Annotated in this window: 18 protein-coding genes; 11 read left to right on the forward strand and 7 right to left on the reverse strand. The window is 68.0% G+C overall.

Annotation, left to right across the window (positions count from 1 at the left end):
* Positions 1-28: 28 nt before the first annotated feature.
* Entirely contained in the window at positions 29-757 is a 729-nt protein-coding gene (locus BKN37_RS17400) for a TetR/AcrR family transcriptional regulator (protein WP_071028115.1), read from the reverse strand.
* 290 nt (positions 758-1,047) lie between these two features.
* Between BKN37_RS17400 and BKN37_RS17405 the strand changes: the two genes are divergently transcribed.
* The 3 genes from BKN37_RS17405 to BKN37_RS17415 are packed head-to-tail and all read left to right on the forward strand — an operon-like array spanning position 1,048 to position 3,633.
* Positions 1,048-1,809, forward strand: a complete 762-nt coding sequence (locus BKN37_RS17405) for a crotonase/enoyl-CoA hydratase family protein (RefSeq protein WP_071028117.1) — start codon at positions 1,048-1,050, stop codon at positions 1,807-1,809.
* 3 nt (positions 1,810-1,812) lie between these two features.
* On the forward strand, positions 1,813-2,610 hold the full coding sequence (locus BKN37_RS17410; RefSeq protein ID WP_071028119.1) for an SDR family NAD(P)-dependent oxidoreductase: 798 nt from the start codon (positions 1,813-1,815) through the stop codon (positions 2,608-2,610).
* A 15-nt stretch (positions 2,611-2,625) separates the two neighbouring features.
* The gene (locus BKN37_RS17415; RefSeq protein ID WP_071028120.1) at positions 2,626-3,633 is read left to right on the forward strand and encodes a dihydrodipicolinate synthase family protein; all 1,008 of its coding nucleotides are present in this window, start codon (positions 2,626-2,628) and stop codon (positions 3,631-3,633) included.
* Between the two features lie 8 nt (positions 3,634-3,641).
* Here BKN37_RS17415 and BKN37_RS17420 read toward each other — a convergent pair whose 3' ends face one another.
* A complete protein-coding gene (locus BKN37_RS17420; RefSeq protein WP_071028123.1) occupies positions 3,642-4,016 on the reverse strand; it encodes a hypothetical protein in 375 nt (124 codons plus the stop codon).
* Between the two features lie 143 nt (positions 4,017-4,159).
* Here BKN37_RS17420 and BKN37_RS17425 point away from each other — a divergent pair, with 143 nt between their 5' ends.
* From BKN37_RS17425 to BKN37_RS17450, 6 genes are read left to right on the forward strand one after another with little or no spacing between them, the layout of a single operon-like run.
* Entirely contained in the window at positions 4,160-5,005 is an 846-nt protein-coding gene (locus BKN37_RS17425; protein ID WP_071028125.1) for an enoyl-CoA hydratase, read from the forward strand.
* A 17-nt stretch (positions 5,006-5,022) separates the two neighbouring features.
* On the forward strand, positions 5,023-6,231 hold the full coding sequence (locus tag BKN37_RS17430) for an amidohydrolase family protein (RefSeq protein ID WP_071028127.1): 1,209 nt from the start codon (positions 5,023-5,025) through the stop codon (positions 6,229-6,231).
* Between the two features lie 11 nt (positions 6,232-6,242).
* Entirely contained in the window at positions 6,243-7,859 is a 1,617-nt protein-coding gene (locus BKN37_RS17435; protein WP_071028129.1) for an acyl-CoA synthetase, read from the forward strand.
* Positions 7,856-8,707 (forward strand): amidohydrolase family protein, encoded by an 852-nt coding sequence (locus BKN37_RS17440; protein ID WP_071028131.1) that lies wholly within the window; start codon positions 7,856-7,858, stop codon positions 8,705-8,707. The genes BKN37_RS17435 and BKN37_RS17440 overlap by 4 nt, the downstream gene beginning before the upstream one ends.
* A 3-nt stretch (positions 8,708-8,710) precedes the next feature.
* Positions 8,711-9,754, forward strand: a complete 1,044-nt coding sequence (locus BKN37_RS17445) for an acyl-CoA dehydrogenase family protein (protein ID WP_071028133.1) — start codon at positions 8,711-8,713, stop codon at positions 9,752-9,754.
* Between the two features lie 16 nt (positions 9,755-9,770).
* Positions 9,771-10,970, forward strand: a complete 1,200-nt coding sequence (locus BKN37_RS17450) for an acyl-CoA dehydrogenase family protein (protein WP_071028134.1) — start codon at positions 9,771-9,773, stop codon at positions 10,968-10,970.
* Between the two features lie 145 nt (positions 10,971-11,115).
* Here BKN37_RS17450 and BKN37_RS17455 read toward each other — a convergent pair whose 3' ends face one another.
* The 3 genes from BKN37_RS17455 to BKN37_RS17465 all read right to left on the reverse strand — a co-directional run bounded on the left by BKN37_RS17455 (position 11,116) and on the right by BKN37_RS17465 (position 14,005).
* Complete coding sequence (locus BKN37_RS17455) at positions 11,116-12,345, reverse strand: amidohydrolase family protein (RefSeq protein ID WP_071028136.1); 1,230 nt, start codon at positions 12,343-12,345, stop codon at positions 11,116-11,118.
* 86 nt (positions 12,346-12,431) lie between these two features.
* Positions 12,432-13,580 (reverse strand): thiolase family protein, encoded by a 1,149-nt coding sequence (locus BKN37_RS17460; RefSeq protein ID WP_071028137.1) that lies wholly within the window; start codon positions 13,578-13,580, stop codon positions 12,432-12,434.
* The gene (locus BKN37_RS17465; RefSeq protein WP_071028138.1) at positions 13,577-14,005 is read right to left on the reverse strand and encodes a Zn-ribbon domain-containing OB-fold protein; all 429 of its coding nucleotides are present in this window, start codon (positions 14,003-14,005) and stop codon (positions 13,577-13,579) included. The genes BKN37_RS17460 and BKN37_RS17465 overlap by 4 nt, the downstream gene beginning before the upstream one ends.
* Positions 14,006-14,085: 80 nt before the next feature.
* On the opposite strand from BKN37_RS17465, the gene BKN37_RS17470 reads away from it, so the two are divergent.
* Positions 14,086-14,889, forward strand: coding sequence for a thioesterase family protein (locus BKN37_RS17470; RefSeq protein ID WP_095407119.1), 804 nt, complete (start codon positions 14,086-14,088; stop codon positions 14,887-14,889).
* Positions 14,890-14,891: 2 nt separating this feature from the next.
* On the opposite strand, the gene BKN37_RS17475 is transcribed toward BKN37_RS17470, so the two are convergent.
* A complete protein-coding gene (locus BKN37_RS17475; RefSeq protein ID WP_071028141.1) occupies positions 14,892-16,106 on the reverse strand; it encodes a CaiB/BaiF CoA transferase family protein in 1,215 nt (404 codons plus the stop codon).
* Between the two features lie 151 nt (positions 16,107-16,257).
* Between BKN37_RS17475 and BKN37_RS17480 the strand changes: the two genes are divergently transcribed.
* On the forward strand, positions 16,258-17,799 hold the full coding sequence (locus tag BKN37_RS17480) for an aldehyde dehydrogenase family protein (protein WP_071028143.1): 1,542 nt from the start codon (positions 16,258-16,260) through the stop codon (positions 17,797-17,799).
* 13 nt (positions 17,800-17,812) lie between these two features.
* Here the strand turns inward: BKN37_RS17480 and BKN37_RS17485 are convergent.
* Positions 17,813-18,942: MMPL family transporter (locus BKN37_RS17485; protein WP_131823635.1), on the reverse strand; the 1,130-nt coding region annotated here is incomplete at its 5' end.

Consider the following 18,942-nt stretch of genomic DNA (forward strand, 5'->3'; position numbering starts at 1 on the left):
GCTCGGGGGCCTCGCGAGGCTCGGGGGCTTAGTGCTTGCGCCGCGGGGCTTTCTTGCCCTGCTCGATCAGCCGGCTGGCCTGGTCGAGGATGCAGTCGAGCCCGTACTCGAAGTTGGTGTCGTCGGCCGCGCCGATCCGGTGCCCCTCGGAGGTGACCTGCGCCAGCAGCGGCGTCGTCTCCGGGTCGATCACCATCGCCTCTTCGAAGTCGCCGGGCCCGTCGTCGGCCGCCTCCCGGTTCTTCTCGTAGAGCCGCCGCAACACCACCGAGCCGCGGACATGCACCGAGATCGCCGAGTAGGTGTCGAAGGCGTCCTCGACCGACAGCCCCGCCTCGACCAGGCCGGCGATCGCCTTTTCCACCTCCTGCACCCCTAACCGGGCGGCCCGCGGGCTCAGCGCGGCCCGGATCAGAATCAGGTCGCACAAAATCGGATTGGCCAAGAACGCTTTTCGCATCGTGCGGGCGTGGTTGCGCAAGGTCTCGCGCCAGTCGTTGGCCTCCACATAGGGGGTGGCGAAGACGAACTGGCGCAACGCGCGGTTGGTCATCGCGTTGAGCAGGTCGTCCTTTTTGCGGAAGTACCAGTAGATGCTGGTGACCCCCACCCCGAGATGCTTGCCCAGCAGCGGCATGCTCAGGTTGTCGACCCCGACCTGCTCGGCGAGTTCGAACGCGCCGTCGATGATGTCGTCGGGATTGATCGACCCGCGTTCCCGCCGCTGACGCTTTTCAGCGGTTGCTTGCTTTGCCACTGCGGGCACCTCCCTGCAGATCGTTGCTGCGCGCGCAGTTCGTGGCCTCACCTGTCGGTCGCCCCGAATCTACCGGCAGCACTGCCTGAACTGCGGCTACGGACGCGTGTCGCGGCCCGTCTCGCCTCGTCAACCTTACCGGTGGCCCTCCCGGCGGGTACCCGGGCAGCCCTACCGTGCGGTTCGCGACGGGCTCGCTGAGCACTGGCGGACGGGTTCTCATCCCTCAACTGTAACGCCTATGGTAAGGATTCTGGTAAGTATCGTTTCTCACGGGTGAAGGGTGATCGGTGTCAGAAGCAATCCTGCGGGAGCGCCACGGGCGAATCCTCGTCGTCACACTCAACCGGCCGGAGGCCCGCAACGCGGTCAACCTGGCGGTCAGTCAGGGCCTGGCCGATGCGGTCGATGAACTCGACGCCGACCCCGAGCTGTCGGTGGCGGTGTTGACCGGCGCCGGCGGCAATTTCTGTGCCGGTATGGATTTGAAGGCCTTCGCCGCCGGCGAGCAGGTCGCCATCCCCGGGCGCGGCATCGGCTTCACCGAACAACCGCCGCGCAAACCCGTCATCTCGGCGGTCGAGGGATACGCGCTGGCCGGCGGCACCGAGGTGGTGCTGGCCACCGACCTGGTGGTGGCGTCCACGACGGCCAAGTTCGGGATCCCCGAGGTCAAACGCGGCTTGGTGGCCGCCGGCGGGGGACTGCTGCGGCTGCCGCACCGGATCCCGTATCAGAAGGCCCTCGAATTGGCGCTGACCGGTGAGCATTTCACCGCCGAACAGGGCGCGGCGTGGGGTTTCGTCAACGCGGTGACCGAACCGGGCCAGGCGCTGGCCGGGGCGATCGAGCTGGCCGAGCGGATCACCGCCAACGGGCCGTTGGCGGTGGCGGTGACCAAAGACATCATGGTCAAGTCCGCGAGCTGGGCCCCCGCCGAGATGTGGCAGAAGCAACTCGAAGTCATCATGCCGGTGTTCGCCTCCAACGACGCCAAGGAGGGCGCGATCGCCTTCGCCGAGAAGCGCGCCCCCAACTGGACCGGCACCTGACCCATGGACCTGGGGTTGGCGAACGCGGCCGCGGTGGTGGTGGGCGGCGGTCGGGGGATGGGACTGGCCACCGCCCGCTGCCTGGCCGACGACGGGGCCCGGGTCGCGGTGGTTGCGCGGTCCCGGGCCGACGTCGATCGCGCCGCCGCGGACCTGAGGCACCGCGGCAGCCCCGACGCGCTCGGGCTGGTCGCCGACACCGGCGACGAGCGTCAGGTGTCGGAGGTCTTCGCCGCGCTGGGCGAGCGCTGGGGTGGTGAACTCAACATCCTGATCAACACCGTCGGACCCACCGTCCAGGGCAGCTTCGAGGAGCTGGCCGACGAGCAGTGGCGCCAAGCCGTCGACCAGGGCGTCATGGGCATGGTGCACTGCGTGCGGTCGGCGCTTCCGTTGCTGCGCAAGGCGGACTGGGCACGGATCGTCAACTTTTCCGCGCACTCGACCCAGCGGCAAAGCGTGATCCTGCCCGCCTACACCGCGGCCAAAGCCATGGTCAACAGCGTCTCCAAGAACCTGTCGTTGCTGCTGGCTCCCGACGAGATCCTGGTCAACGTGGTGTCCCCGGGCAGCATCGCGTCCGAGGCGCTGGTGGGGTGGGCCACCTCGGTCGGCATCGACGGCGAGGACCCGTATGCGTTGATGGCGGGCATCACCCAGCATTTCGGGCATCCCGCGCATCTGCCGCGCGCCGGCCTGCCGAACGAAATCGGTCCGGTGGCGGCGTTTTTGGCGTCCCGCCGCAACTCCTACATGACCGGCGCCAACGTCAACGTCGACGGCGGCTCGGATTTCACCTGACTTAGGGAGCGCACCATGGCGACGGCAAGTGCGGCGCGGGACTGGGCGCGCAGCGCGCTGCGCGGCATCGGCGACTCGCTGTACACGCCGTTTCGCGGCGTCGACGGCGACGACATCGACTGGGACGCCTACCGCGCGTTGGTGCGGTACTGCGTCGCCGATCTCGGCCACCCCATGCTGTGGTGCACCAGCGGGGTCGGCGAATTCTGGTCGCTGACCCTGGCCGAACGCCAGCGCCTACTGGAGGTGGCGATCGAGGAGGGGCGCGCGGCCAACCCGAACCTCGTCGTGCAGGCGTGCACGGCGGCCACATCGGCCAAGGACTGCCTGGTGCTGACCCAGCACGCCCAACAGGCCGGCGCCGACATCGCCTACATCCAGACCCCGATGATGGAAACCCACGGTGGCGACGGGGTGCTGCGGTTCTTCCGGTACATCAGCGAGCGCACCGACATCGCGTTGGGCATGTTCAACTCACCGTCGTCGGGGTATGTGCTCAGCCCGGCCGAAACCGCCCGGATCTACGCCGAGATCCCGGCGGTGTGCGCGACCAAGGAAGGCGCCTTCCGCCCGGCCAGCAGCCGGCTATTGCACGAGCTGGCACCCGATCTGGTGATTTGGGAGTGCGATAAGACGGTGTATCGCGCCGGGTGGCTGCGGGCCGGGATCGTCTGCCCGGCGCAACTGGGCACCACCGGCTACCTGTTCGAGACGCCGCGGCGGCGGCTCCTCACCGAGTACTGGGACCTGATCGTGGCCGACAAGCTCGTCGAGGCGATGGACTTCGGGCGGGAGTCCGGCCTGGACCAGTTCGACGTCGACATGGGCTCGTGGCTCACCTGCTATCCCGGTCGGCCCGACTACTTCACCCACTGGGGCGGCGGCTTCAAGTACGCCGCGGCACTGCTCGGCTTGCCGGTGGGCGACTACCCGCACTCCCGGCCCCCGCAAGCCGAACTGCCCGCCGCCGCGCGGACCCAGATCGCCACCGCCTACCGGCGGCTCGGGTTGATCGAGGCCTAGGCGGCGGCTCAGCCCTGGTCGGCGATCAGCCGTTCGAGGAGTTCGACGATGTGTTGCTGGCCGGTGGCCGCCGCGTCGAGCTTGCCGCGGACTTCGATGAATCCGTTGTCGACTTGGGCGAACCGGGCGTCGATCTGGGTGAACCGCGTGTCGACGTACCCACGCAGGTCGGTGACGTCGTCGCGCAGCGCGTTGAAGCTGGCGGTGGTGGCGCGACGGAAGTCGCGGATTTCGTCACGAAACCCCGTCACATCGCGGTCGGCGGCGCCGGCCAGGATGCGCGCGGCGGCGGCGTCTCGTTCGCTTGCCCGGACCCGCTCGGTGAGCCGGTGCATCTGCGTCTCCAACTTGGTGACGCGTGCTTCCAGATTGTCCGGCGACATGGACGTGAGCTTACCGAGTTGGTGCCACCCCGTACTACCGCTCAGCCACCGCTGGTGGATACCCCCGGCAACTTGCGGGCGGCCGCTATCGAAAGGTATACAGTATGAGTATTCGGAGCTGGTCGGGAGGAGGTGCGGGTGCCATGACGGCGGCCGATGACAGCACCGTGGCGCAGGCGGATACCGACGTGACGGACCCGGTGCTCTACGACGTCACCGACAGCGGCGTGGCCGTCGTAACGCTGAACCGCCCGGAACGGCTCAACGCGTGGGGCCCCGACATCTCGGCGGGCTTCTACGCGGCCATCGACCGCGCCGACGCCGACTCCGGCGTGCGGGTGATCGTGCTGACCGGTCGGGGTCGCGGCTTTTGCGCCGGGGCGGATCTCGGTGGCGCGGGGTCCATCGACGAAAAGCTCGGCGACGGCGACACTGACGTCAGCGAGCTGGTCGGCGAACGCCACCCGCACTTCCTCACCGAACTACGCAAACCCGTCATCGCGGCGATCAACGGGGCCTGCGTCGGCATCGGCCTGACCCACGCACTGATGTGCGATGTCCGGTTCGCGGCCGCCGGGGCCAAGTTCGCCACCGCCTTCACCCGCCGGGGGTTGATCGCCGAATACGGCATCAGCTGGATCCTGCCGCGGCTGGCCGGCTGGGGCGCCGCGATGGACCTGCTGCTCAGCGGGCGCACGTTCTACGCCGAGGAAGCCCGCGAACTGGGTCTGGTCAACGACGTCGTCGCATCCGATCAGTTACTGGCCCGGGCGCTGCAGTACGCCGAGGACATCGCCGCCAACTGCTCACCCGCGTCGCTGGCGGTGATCAAGCGGCAGGCCTACGGCGACGCCCTGCGCGCGGTGACCGACGTCAGCGCCCGCGCCGAAACGCTGATGCACGAGTCGCTGCTGCGGCCCGACGTCATTGAAGGCATCACCAGCTTCTTGGAAAAGCGGCCGCCGAACTTCCCGCCGCTGAGCCAGTGAGAGAAAGGATTACGGCCATGGTCCTGGATTATCAGGCTATCGACGCCGACAACCACTACTACGAGCCGCTCGACTCGTTCACCCGCTATCTGCCCAAGGAGTTCAAGCGTCGCGGCGTGCAGATGCTCACCCAGGGCAAGCGCACCTTCGCGGTCATGGGGGGTGTGATCAACCAGTTCATCCCGAACCCGACGTTCGATCCGATCATCGAACCCGGCTGCCTGGATCTGCTGTTCCGCGGCGAGGTTCCCGATGGCGTCGACCCGGCCTCGCTGATGAAGGTCGAACGCCTCGCCGATCACCCCGAGTACCAGAACCGCGAGGCGCGGGTGAAGGTTCTGGACCGGCAGAACCTCGAGATGGTGTTTATGCTGCCGACTTTCGCGTGCGGCGTCGAAGAAGCGCTCAAGGGCGACATCGACGCGACCATGGCGTCGCTGCATGCCTTCAACCTATGGCTCGACGAAGACTGGGGCTTCGACCGCCCGGATCACCGCATCATCTCCGCGCCGATCATCTCGCTGGCCGATCCGCAGAAGGCCGTCGAGGAGGTCGAATTCGTCCTGGCCCGCGGCGCCAAGATGGTGCTGGTGCGGCCCGCTCCGGTGCCCGGGGCGGTGAAGCCGCGGTCGCTGGGCGACCCCCTGCACGATCCGGTGTGGGCGCGGTTGGCCGAGGCCGGTGTTCCGGTGGGCTTTCACCTGTCCGACAGTGGCTATCTGGCGATCGCGGCGCTGTGGGGCGGTCAGGCGACCTTCGAAGGTTTCGGCAAGAAGGATCCGCTCGACCAGATCCTGCTCGACGACCGGGCGATCCACGACACCATGGCCTCGATGATCGTGCACCAGGTGTTCACCCGCCATCCCACGTTGAAGGTCGCCAGCATCGAGAACGGGTCCTACTTTGTGTACCGGTTGATCAAGCGACTCAAGAAGGCCGCCAACACCGCGCCGTATCACTTCAAGGAAGATCCGGTGGAGCAGTTGCGGAACAACGTGTGGATCGCCCCGTACTACGAGGACGACGTCAAGCTGCTCGCCGACACCATCGGGGTGGACAAGATCCTGTTCGGCTCGGACTGGCCGCACGGCGAGGGGCTCGCCGATCCGATGACCTTCACCGCCGACATTCCGCAGTTTCCCGAGTTCAGCGCCGAAGACACCCGGAAAGTTATGCGCGACAACGCCTTAGACCTGCTCGGAGTCCGCGTCGAGTCGGCCGCCTAGCCGGGTACGTCATGGGCGAATGGACCATCGGCGCGGTGCTCGACGCCATCGCCGATGTCATCGGGGAGCGGACGATGACGGTGTGCGGCAGCCGCCGCAGCACCTTCGGCGAGTCAGCGCAACGCACCCGCCGGTTGGCGAACTTCCTCGCCGACCGCGGATTCGGGGCGCACCGCGAGCGTGCGGAGCTGAACAACTGGGAGTGCGGCCAGGACCGGATCGCGCTGATCATGCACAACGACCTGTATGTCGACATGGTCGTCGGCTGCCTCAAGGCGCGCACCGTCCCGGTCAACGTCAACTACCACTACACCCCCGGTGAAGTCCGCGACCTGCTGGCGTATCTGCGGCCGCGCGCGGTCATCTACCACAAGGCGCTCGGCGCGAAATACGCTGCGGTGCTTCCCCCGGACGGCGCCGACCTGCTGATCTGCATCGACGACGGGACCGAGGCGCCCGAGCTGCCCGGTGCGGTGGCCCTGGCGGACGTGCTGTCCCACGGCGACCCCGACCGGATCCTGGCCGGCGCACCGGATGACCTGTTGATGATCTGCACCGGCGGCACCACGGGTCGACCCAAGGGGGTGCTGTGGCGCCAGTCCGACATCTATGTGTCGTCGATGGTGGGCGCCGATCACGCCGGCGTCGAGGAGATCCACGCCAAGGTGCGCGGCGCCGCGGGACCGCCGTGGTTCGCGGTGTCCCCGCTGATGCACGCGGCCGGGATGTGGACCGCGTTCTCGGCGATCATGGCCGGCACCACGGTGGTGCTCTACGACACCGCGGCCAAGCTCGACCCGCGCGCGGTGTGGGCGACCGCCGAACGCGAGAAGGTCGGGTTGATGACGATGGTCGGCGACGCCTACGCCGCACCGCTGGTCGCCGAATTGCGGGACCGCCGCTACGATTTGGCGTCGCTGTCGGCGATCGGCACCGGCGGGGCGGCGACCAACCCGAAGCATCAGCGGGCGCTGCTGGAGCTGCTGCCGCAGATCACCCTGATCAACGGATACGGTTCGTCGGAAACGGGGAACATGGGCTTCGGGCACAGCCGGGCCGACACCCGCACCGACACCTTCACGCTGCGCGAGGGCGGCCTGGTGCTGTCCGAGGATTACAGCCACTTCCTGCGCCCCGGCGAGCCCGAGGTGGGGTGGGTCGCCCGGACCGGGCGCATCCCGCTGGGCTACTTCAACGATCCCGACGCCACCCGGCGCACCTTCCCGGAGGTCGACGGGCAGCGGGTGGTGATCTCCGGTGACCGGGCGTCGTTGGAGACCGACGGCACCCTGCGGCTCTACGGGCGGGATTCCCTGGTGGTCAACACCGGCGGCGAGAAGGTGTTCGTCGAGGAGGTCGAAGAGATCCTGCGCGCGCACCCCGACATCGCCGACGCGCTGGTGGTGGGGCGGCCCAGCGACCGGTGGGGCGAAGAAGTCGTGGCGCTGATCGCGGTGCGCGACGGCGTCGATCCGGTCGGTGACCAGCTGCACACCTTCTGCACCACCCGGCTGGCGCGGTTCAAGGCGCCCAAGGAGTTCATCGTGGTCGAGACGATCCGCCGTCTCGGCAACGGCAAGGCCGACTACCGCTGGGCGAAAAGCCGGGCAGCGCAGGGGATGACATGAGTGACAAAGCCGACCGGGCCATCGATTGTCTGGTCAACGTGCACTTCGGGGAGACCGAGCAGCAGCCCTCGTTCATGCTCAAGGTGCGTGACGACTACTTCAAGGGCCCCAAGTCGATGTTCGCGCCGGTCGATTTCGCCGAGCTGCTCGACGAGATGGACCGCCACGGGGTGGCCAAGGCCATCCTGATGGACAACCTCGCCAAGCCGTCGGTGACCGCGCGCAAATTCGTGGAAGCCCGACCGGACCGGTTCGCGCTGGCGATGGGCGGCATCAACCTGCTGCGGCCGATGCCGTCGCTGGCCGAGCTGTCCGCGGTCGCCGCCGATCTGCCGGTCGTCTACGCCGTGGTGGGGCCCAGCTTTTGGGGCGACGGCCAGTACCCGCCCAGCGACGCGGTCTACTATCCGCTGTACACCAAGTGCGCCGAACTTGGCCTGCCGCTGTGCATCAACACCGGCATCCCCGGGCCGCCGATCCCGGGCGAGGTGCAAAACCCCATCCACCTGGACCGGGTCTGCGTGCGCTTCCCCGAACTGCGGCTGTGCATGATCCACGGCGCCGACCCGTGGTGGGATATCGCGATCCGGCTGCTGATCAAATACGCGAACCTGCGCCTGATGACCTCGGCGTGGTCACCCAAGCGGCTGCCGGACAGCCTGCTGCACTACATGCGCACCCGCGGACCCGACAAGGTGATCTTCGGCTCGGATTGGCCGGTGCTGCGGATGAGCCGAGTGGTGCCCGAGGCGTTGGCGCTCGACCTGCCCGCCGAGGTGCTGGACAACTACCTGTACCGCAACGCCGCCGCATTCTTCTTTGGCGAAGACCGCGAAAAGGAGCAGTGAGTCATGGATCGCTACGAATTGCGCCGGCTGGACTACAGCCTGAGCGAGGACCACACCGCGCTGCAGCAGGCGTATCGGCAGTTCTTTGCGACGCACTGCCCGATCGACACCGTGCGGGCCGCCGAGGCCACCGGGTTCGACAAAAGCCTGTGGGAGCGGTTATGCGCGATGGGGGCGACCACGATGGCGCTGCCGGAGTCGGTCGGCGGCGACGGCGCAACGCTGGTCGATCTGACCCTGGTGGCCGAGGAGATCGGTCGCGCGTTGGCGCCGGTGCCGTGGATCGATCACGTCTGCGCCGCGCGGTTGCTGGCCCGGTTGGGGGCCGTCGAGGACGACATCAGCACCGGGCGGCAATTGGTTGCGTTCGATCCGCAGCAACAACCGGTCAGCGGGGTGCGGTTGATGCCGAGCGGGTCGATCGCCGACCACGTCATCATCCGGGACGGCGACGAGGTGGTGCGGCTGACGTTCGGCACCCGCCCGACCCGGGTCGACAACATCGGCCGGCTGCCGATGGCCTGGGTGGACCCGGCCAACGCCGACGGTCGCACCGTGCTGGGCAGCGGCCCCGACGCGTTGGCCGATTACCAACGGGCGCTGGATGAGTGGCGGCTGCTGACCGCGGCGGCGTTGGTGGGCCTGGTCGAGGAGACGATGACGATCGCCGCGGAATTCGCCAAGACCCGCTACACGCTGGGGGTGCCGATCTCCACGCTGCAGGCCATCTCGCATCCGTTGGCGAATATGGCCATCACCGTGCAGGGCGGACGCGGGCTGGCCCACCGGGCCGCGTGGTTCCTGGATAACGAGCCCGCCGAGCGGCCCGAACTGGCGCCGTCCGCGTTCGTGTTCATGACCGAGGAGGCCGCCAAAGCCGCCACCATGGCCGTGCACATCCAGGGCGGTTTGGGGGTGTCGGCGGAAGCCGCGGCCACCGCGTATCTGGTGCGGGCCCGGGGCTGGCCGCTGGCCGGCGGCGACCCCGGAGCCACCGCCGTCCGCGTCGCCGAGATCGTGGCCGCCCGCGAGGCTGCGGCCGAATAGGTTGGAGGAGCAACCGATGGATTTTTCCCGGGTAGAACTGTCCGATGAGGATGCGGCGTTCCGCGATGAGGTGCGCGCCCTCCTGGCCGAGCAGGTGACCGAGGACGTCATCCGCCGCGACCGGGAAACCGGCGACAACTTCGACGAGGGCGTGCATCTGGCGCTCGGCGCCGCCGGATACCTGGAGAAGGAGTGGAAGCCCGAAGCCGACGGCGGATTCAGCCGGGTGCGCCGGCGGATCTGGGAGCTGGAGAAGCGACGCGCCGAGGTGCCGTGGGTGACCTGGGGTACCACCTCGATGGTGGCGCGCTCGGTGGTCAAGTTCGGCTCGCCCGAACTCCAGGACGAAGTGATGCCGGGGGTGTTCAGCGGCCACATCCGGTTGTGCCTGGGCTACACCGAACCCGAAGGCGGCTCGGACGTGGCGACCTGTAAGACCCGTGCGGTGCGGGAGGAGGATGGCTCGAGCTGGATTATCAACGGCTCGAAGATGTTCACCACCGGCGCCCACAACTGCCAGTACGTCTTCTTGATCACCAACACCGACCCGGGCGCGCCGAAACACAAGAGCCTCACCATGTTTCTGGTTCCGCTGGATTCACCGGGAATCGAGATCCAGGGCATCCGCACCGTCGACGGCGACCGCACCAACATCGTCTACTACAGCGACGTGCGGGTCGACGACCGCTACCGGCTCGGCGACGTCAACGGCGGCTGGGCGGTGGTGCGTGAACCGTTGGACGCCGAGCACGGGGCGGTGGCCGCCGCCGACGACGGGCTGGCCGATGTCGCGATCATGGCGCACCAGGCGGGGTTCATGTGCGAAGCCGCCGACCATGTGGCGGCGTTGGTGGGGCGGCCGGATCTCAGTGGGCGGCGCGGCGTCGACGACGGTTCGGTGGCCTACCGGCTGGGCCGCAGCATCGCCCGCATGGAGGCGGCGCTGTCCACGTCGAGCATCTTCGGTCGGGTGGCGATGGCGCAGGCCATGCGCGACATCGCCCCGGATTTGATGGACATAGCCGGGGCGGTGGCGGCGCTGCCGGTCGGCGCCGACGGCGGGGACGATGACCGCAGCGAATACGTGTACCGGTTCGCGCCGCTGGTCGGCATCTACGGCGGCACCCTGGAGGTGTTCCGCAACATGATCGCCCAGTATGTGCTGGGCTTGGGCAAGCCCAACTACTCGCCGCCGAAGGCGCAGCGGGCCTCCTAGCCGTGCTGCCCGACGACAACCCGGAACTTGAGCTGTTCCGCGACGCGACCCGCAACCAGGTCCGGTAACTTCCCGACCCGCGAGCAGACACAGATTCGCACGATTCCGCGCCGGATCGTGCGAATCTGTGTCTGCTCGCGCGGGATTAGCTGTGCGCCAGCGCCGGCGGGTGGACCGCATCCGGGTCCGGGTTGGCGATCGGCCGGCCCATGAACCGGCGGGCGTTGTCGCCCATGAAGTCGTATGTGCGTCGCACATCCATGCCCTCGGCGTACTTCCAAAAGCCTTTCGGCTCGGCCAGCCCCTCCGGATGCGGATAGTCCGACCCGAACAGCACCCGGTCCCAGCCGACGGTGTCCACCACGTCGGCGACGCAACCCTCCCAGAACGGGCTGACCCAGATGTTGCGGCGAAACACCTCGTGCGGATGCTCGGGGAAGTTCTGCGGCATCTTCTTGTACAGGTCGTCGAAATCGTGGAACAGCGGGAAAATCCACGAACTGCCGTTTTCGACGCTGGCGATGCGCAGCTTCGGGAACCGGGTCAGGGTGCCGTGACAGATCAGGCTGGTGATCATGTCGGCGATCTCCCGGTGCCCCAACACCATCCAGCGGAACGCGCTTTGCGCCATGAAGTTCTGGGTGTACGGCGGTTCCCACTTGCCGACGTAGTCGTCGAGCGGCGGGTAGCTGGCGTGCAACACGATGGGCAGGCCGGCGGCCTCGACGTCGCGCCAGAACGGGTCGAACTCGGGCAGCGCCGGCGAACGCCACCCGCGGATCCCGTTGACCGGGCCCGGTTTGATCAACGCGACCGCGGCGCCCTGGGACAGGATGTAGTCCAGCTCGCGCCGCGCGCCGTCGACCTCGGACAGGTTGAGGATCGGGGTGGAGAACACCCGGTCGGCGTAGTTGTAGCGCCAATGCTCGGCCATCCATTGGTTCAGCGCGTGAATGATGGCCAGGGTGAGTTCGGGGTCGTCTGCCGCAGAGTGTTCGACCAGGCTGGCCAGGGTCGGGTAGTTCAACGCTTCGATGACGCCCTGCCGGTCGAGTTCGGCGACCCGATCGGCCGGGTTGCGGGTGGCGGCCGGTGCCGCGATCGCCGGCCCCTGCATCTCGCGTAGCGTCAGCCCGTCGGGATTGTCCCCGGCGAAGAACTTCTCGTGCGCGCCCGGGGCGGCCACCCGCTCGAAGGTGGGGTTCGGGATGAAGTCGCTGACCTTGTTGTTGATGATGATCCGGGTCTGCCGGCCGATCTGCGCGAACTGCACGGCCCGCGCGTACTTCTCCGGCAGATATTTGGTCAACGCGTCGGGGGTCTCGTACATGTGCTGATCGGCGTCAAAGATCGGCGCCGCGGTGAACTGGGTCATGGGCAGCTCGCTTTCGGGTCGCGAACAGACGCAGAATCGCATCGTCGAGCACCGGATCGTGCGAATTTGCGTCTGCTCGGCAAAAATCAGGTGGTGAGGACGGTCGCGGCGGCGGTGCCCGGCGCCCCATACAGTTGGGCGAAGCCGACCTTGGGCGCCCCGGGCACTTGACGATCACCGGCCTGGCCGCGCAGTTGACGCACCAGCTCGTGCAGCTGACGCAACCCCGAGGCGCCGATCGGCTCGCCGTTGGCGATCAGCCCGCCGTCGGTGTTGACCGGCAGCGACCCGGCGATTTCGGTGGCGCCGTCGGCCACCAGCTTCTCCTGGTCGCCGTCGGCGCAGAACCCGCATTCGGCCATGTGGATGATCTCCGCGCCGGCGTCGGTGTCCTGCAACTGGATCACGTCGACGTCCTCGGGCGCCACCCCGGCCTTCTCGAATGCCGCCCGGGCGGCGTACACCGTCGGCGCCACATCCTCGTCGACCGGGGCGAAGGTGGTGTTGACCTCGTAGGCGCCGTAGCGGCGGGTGCGCACCTCGACGGCCCGCAGGTACACCGGCGTGTCGGTGTAGCGGTGCGCAATGTCGGCACGGCACATCACCACGGCCGCGGCGCCCTCGTCCGGGGCGCAGAACATGTACTGGGTGAGCGGATAGTTCAGCATCGGCGCGGCCAGGATCTGCTCCTCGGGGATCGGTTTGCGCCGGAACGCGTTCGGGTTCAACGCCCCGTTGCGGAAGTTCTTGGCGGCCACCTTGGCCAGCGTCGCCTGCGAGATGCCGTGATCATGCAGGTACCGGTTGGCCTTCATCCCGAAGAACTGCGTGGTCAGGTACTGCCCGTTCTCGGCGTACCAGCTCGGCATCCCGACCAGGGCCGGGTCCTCGGTGAACGCACCCCGCGGATGCTTGTCCAGGCCGACGGCAAGGCCGATGTCGTAGTCGCCCAACCGGATCCCGTCGGCGCAGGCTTTGGCGGCGCTGGCCGCGGTGGCGCAGGCGTTGAACACGTTGGTGAACGGGATCCCGGACAGGCCCACCATCCCGACGATCGCGTCCGGGTTGGCCACCGTCCAGCTGCCGCCGGTCGCGGCCCCGATATCCGACCACTGCACCCCGGCGTCGGCGACCGCCGCAAAGATCGCGTCCACGCCCATCTGCATCGCCGACTTGCCCTCGAACCGGCCGAAGGGGTGCAGCCCAACCCCAATGATGGCCACCTCATTCGTCATTGCCGCCGCTCCTCGACCGGCTCGAAGGCGAAGGTGACGACCTCGGTGCCGTCCGCGTCGGTGGTCAGCGGCACCATGGTGAGCTCGACCGGCATGCCGAACCGCAGTTTGGTGGGGTCGTTTTCGGTGAGCCGGCCCTCGACACGAATCACGTCGCCGAGCTGCACCAGGCCCACGCCGAACGGGACGAAGTCCGGGCCGGTCGGACCGCGGTACGGCGGTCCGGGCGGAAAGCCCTGGGTGGTCCACGCCACCAAGGTGCCGTCGCGCGGCAGCAATTCCGGCGCCATCTGGTCGCCGCTGCACTTGGGACAGCGGTCCTGGCGCGGGAACACCGTCGCCGCGCAACTGGCGCACCGGCTGCCGATCAACTGCGGACGCGAATCGGGCCAGGTCGAGATCTCGGGTGCCAGCGCCTTCTGCATACGATCCTCCGCGCAACAAATGCAACGTACTAACAGTAAGGATTACAGTAGCGTATATTGTTCTGGTGCACCGCGCCGACATGACCCCGTTCCTGGTTCGCCGCGACGACGGCTTCGTGCCGAATCCGATCGCCCACGGCGGCTGGGGTCCCACGCTGGGCGGCCAGGTGGTCGGCGGCCTGCTGGCCCGCGCCGTTGAGCGGCACGTCGCCGACGACGACCTGCATCCGGCCCGCCTGACCGTCGAGATATTGCGTCGCGTCGCCACCGCGCCGGTACGGGTCAGCGCATCGGTCACCCGCAGCGGCTCCCGGATGCGGGCGGTCGACGCGGCGATGACCCAGCACGGCGAGCTGGTGGCCCGCGCCACCGCGCTGTATCTGCGTCGCGGTCGGCAACCCGACGGGGACTTCTTCACCACTGCGGTCAGCCTGCCGCCCGTCCCGGACGAGCCGGCCCGGTTCGACGACGCCGCACCGATGTTCATCCGGGCCTACGGCAACGACGGCGAAAACGGATTCCCGTGGCAACACGACGGGCCGCGCTACGCCTGGGTGCGCGAAGTCCGGGATCTGGTTGCCGGCGAGGAGCTTACGCCGTTCATCCGGGCGGCGATGGCGGTGGATGTCACCAGCTCGATGACCAACTTCAGCACCGCGGGGCTGGCGTTCATCAACGCCGACTACACGCTGGCATTGAGCCGGCTGCCGGTCGGCCCCTACATCGGCCTCGCCGCACTGACGCACTACAGCGACGGGGGCGTGGCGACCGGCACCACCAGCTTGTTCGACACGCGCGGGCCGATCGGCAGCGGGTTGTCCACCGCCATCGCCAACTTCGGGTTCAACGCGGACCGAAAATACGGCAGACCGGCGACGGCGTAGCGCTACGCGATGGCGCCCGACTCCTTGAGTTCGGCGATGCGGTCCCAGTCCATGCCGAGCTCCATCAACACGATCTCGGTATGCTCGGAGGCTTGCGGGGCGCGGGTGGTTTCCAGCGGTTCGTGGTTGAACTGGACCGGCCCGCGCACCACCTTGAACGGCGCCCCGCCGTCGCCGGCCTCAACCTCGACCACCATGTCGTTGGCCAGCGCCTGCTCATCGGTGGCCAGGTCGAGGAAGCTCTGACACGGCGCCCACTGGCCTTTCATGGTGTTCAGGTGTTCCCGCCAGTAGCCGAACGGTTTGCTGCCGATCGCCGCCACGATCAACTCGCTGGCCGCCGCGGCGTTCTCCATCAGCGGCCGCACCTCGGCGAACCGCGGATCCTCGGCGGCCTCCGGGATACCGAGATGCTCGAAGGTGTCCCGGATATAGCCGGTCGGGCTGACGATGCACAGGTTGATGGTGCCGCCATCGGAGGTTCGGTAGTTGCCCAGGAACGGATTCACCGGTGAGCCGCCGGATTGCGGCATCTCGGCGCGCATGGTCTCGCCGGTGTCCATGCCCTGGGTCATGCTCGCGCCGGCCGCCCACCACGCGGTGGACAGCAACGAGACGTCGACCTCCAACGCGGCGCCGGTCCGCTCGCGGTGCAGCAGCGCCGCCGCAATGCCGCCGGCGATGTTCATGCCGCCGATGGAGTCCCCGAACGCCGGAATGCCCTGCGACAGCGGGCCGCCGAGTTCGGCCGGGCTCAGCGCGTGGCCCACGCCGCTGCGGGTCCAAAATGCGGTGCCGTCAAAACCGCCGACGTCGCGCTGCGGCCCCTTGTCGCCGTAGGCGCTGCCGCGGGCATAGATGATGTTCGGGTTCACCGCGCGGATGTGTTCGACGTCGAACCGATTCTTCTGGCGCGCCGCGGGTAGGTAGTTGGTGAGGAACACGTCGGCGGTCTTGGCGATTTCGTAGAGCACCCGTTGACCGTCGGCGGTGGCGAGGTCGACGCCGACGCTGCGCTTGCCCCGGTTGGGGTGCTCGATGAGCGGATGCCGGTCCGGGTTGAGGACAAACCCGCCCATGTTGACGAAGCCGCGCTGGGTATCACCGCGCACCGGATGCTCCACCTTGATGACGTCGGCGCCCCAGTCGGCCAGGATGGCGCCGGCGGCCGGCACGAAGGTGAACTGCGCAACCTCCAGCACCCGGATGCCGTCCATCACCTTGATCACGGGAGCCCTCCTTTCGGCAGCCTGGTTGTAGATTGCCCGCCCGAGCCGTCGCTGTCGAGTCCGCGGAGCCAATGTTGAGATATCTTACTGTAATAATTACAGTTGACGCGCCAAGTGTGGTCGAGGGATTGAGGTGCCGGTGAGCGACGTCGTCGAGGATCACTCCGCGCCGTGCGTGGCGATGGGGCAGCGCGCGGCGCGGGCCGCCGAATCGCGGATGCTGATCGACGGCGCACTGCGCCCCGCGGCCTCGCGCGCCGAATTCGACAATGTCAGCCCGGCCACCGGCCACACCCTCGGTGCCACCGCCGCGGCCGGCGCCGAGGATATGGACGCGGCCATCGGCGCGGCGCGGCGCGCGTTCGACGACACCGACTGGTCGACGAACCGGGGGCTGCGCCAACGGTGCCTGACCCAGCTGCAATCGGCGCTGGAGGCCGAGCGGGAGGCGCTGCGCGAGGAACTGATCGCCGAGGTGGGCTGCCCGGTGATGACGACCCAACTCGCGCAACTGGATTGGCCGCTGGCCGCGGCGTTGCAGTACCCCGCCGAGCTGATCGAGACGTTCGAGTGGGAGCGCGCCCTGGACGCCGACCCGCTCTTCGGTGAGCGCAATGTGCGCACCGTGGTCAAGGAACCGGTCGGGGTGGTCGCCGCCATCACGCCGTCGAACTTCCCCATCGAGGTCATCCTCAATAAGCTGGGGCCCGCGCTGGCGGCCGGCAACAGCGTTGTGCTCAAACCCGATCCGAACACGCCCTGGAACGCCACCCGGCTGGGACGGCTGATCGCCGAGCACACCGACATCCCGCCCGGGGTGGTCAATGTGGTGCCGACCCCGTCCAACGAGGTCGCCGGACGGCTGGCCACCGACCCGCGCGTCGACATGATCTCGTTCACCGGATCGACCGCGGTCGGAAAGCTGCTGCTGCGCCACGGCGCCGACACCATGAAGCGGACCTTCCTTGAGCTGGGCGGGAAGTCGGCGCTGATCGTGCTCGACGACGCCAACCCGGCCAAGATCATCCCGAGCGCGGTCGGGGTGTGCGTGCACGCCGGGCAGGCCTGCGCGGCCACCACCCGGCTGCTGGTGCACGAAGCGCTGTTCGACGACACCGTCGCCGCGGTCGCCGCCGCGTTTGAGGCGGTTTCGGTGGGCGATCCGGCGCTGCCGCAGACCCTGGTCGGCCCGGTGATCAACGCCCAACAAAAGCAGCGGGTGCTCGACGCCTGCGCGCAGGCCCGCGCAGAGGGCGCCGAAATCATCACCGGTGGTGGACCCTTCGACGACCTGCCGGCCTATCTGGCCGGCGGGCATTATGTGCAACCGACGGTGATCGTCGGTGTCGACAACGCCGCGGCCATCGCCCAGCAGGAGGTCTTCGGGCCGGTGCTGGTCATCGTGCCGTTCACCGATGACGATCAGGCGGTGCGGCTGGCCAACGACAGCGCCTACGGGTTGGCCGGCGCGGTGCTGTCGGCGTCGACGGACCGGGGGATGAGCGTCGCCCGCCGCATCCGCACCGGGGCGGTCGGGGTCAACGGCGGCATGTACTACGGTGCCGACGCGCCGTTCGGCGGCTACAAAAACAGCGGCATCGGCCGGCAGTGCGGCATCGAAGGTTTCCAGCAGTACCTGGAGTCCAAGACCATCGGCTACCGGAAACCGCGGGGGCGGTGAGGGAAAGGCGCGGTCAAGGGCGCAGTGCGGGCCGGGTCTGTTCCCCGACGGGTTCAACCGCCGACGAAGCGGAGCGGGTCGGGGCGGGCCGGGGGCGCACCGTGATCGGCCACCAGAACCAGCGGCCCAGCAGGGTGGCGATCGACGGCGTCAGAAACGACCGCACCACGAGCGTGTCGAACAGCAGGCCCAGGCCGATCGTCGTCCCCACCTGACCGATGATGCGCAGGTCGCTGACCGCCATCGAGGCCATGGTGAAGGCGAACACCAAGCCCGCGGCCGTCACCACGCTGCCGGTACCGCCCATCGCGCGGATGATGCCGGTCTTCAACCCGCCCGGTATCTCCTCCTTGAAGCGGGACACCAGCAGCAGGTTGTAGTCGGAGCCGACCGCCAGCAGGATGATCACCGACATGGCCAGCACCATCCAGTGCAGTTCGACGCCGAGCAGGTACTGCCAAATGAGGACCGACAGACCGAAGGATGAGCCCAGCGACAGCACCACGGTGCCCACGATGACCAGTGCGGCGACAACGCTTCTGGTGACCAGCAGCATGATCAGGAAGATCAGGCACAGCGACGCGATCGCGGCGATCAACAGGTCGTACTTGGATCCGTCCGCCATGTCCTTGAACGTCGCCGCGGTACCGCCCAAGGAGATCTCGGCGTCCTCGAGCGGCGTGCCCTTGACGGCCTCGATCGCCGCGTTCTTGATCGGCACCACATGCGAAAGCCCTTCGGGGCTGGCGGGATCACCCAGGTGGGAGATGATCATCCGGACCGCTTTGCCGTCCGGCGACAGGAACATCTTCAGGCCGCGCTTGAAGTCGGGGTTGTCGAAGACCTCCGGCGGCAGGTAGAAGGAGTCGTCGTTTTTGGCGGCGTCGAAGGCCTGCCCCATCGCCGTGGAATCCTTGCTCATCTCGTCCATTTGGTCGTACATGCCCGACATGGTGCTGTGCATGGTCTGCATCATCACTTGCATGTTGGACATGGTTTCGATCATCGGCCCGAATTGCGCGACCATCTGCGGCATCAGCGCATCCATCCGGTCCATGCTGCCGATCATGTGATCCATCGAGTCGGTCATCACATCGATCCCGTCGATGACGTCGAAGATCGACCGCAGCGACCAGCAGATCG

It is taken from the genome of Mycobacterium talmoniae, from assembly GCF_001854525.1.
GTDB lineage: Bacteria > Actinomycetota > Actinomycetes > Mycobacteriales > Mycobacteriaceae > Mycobacterium > Mycobacterium talmoniae.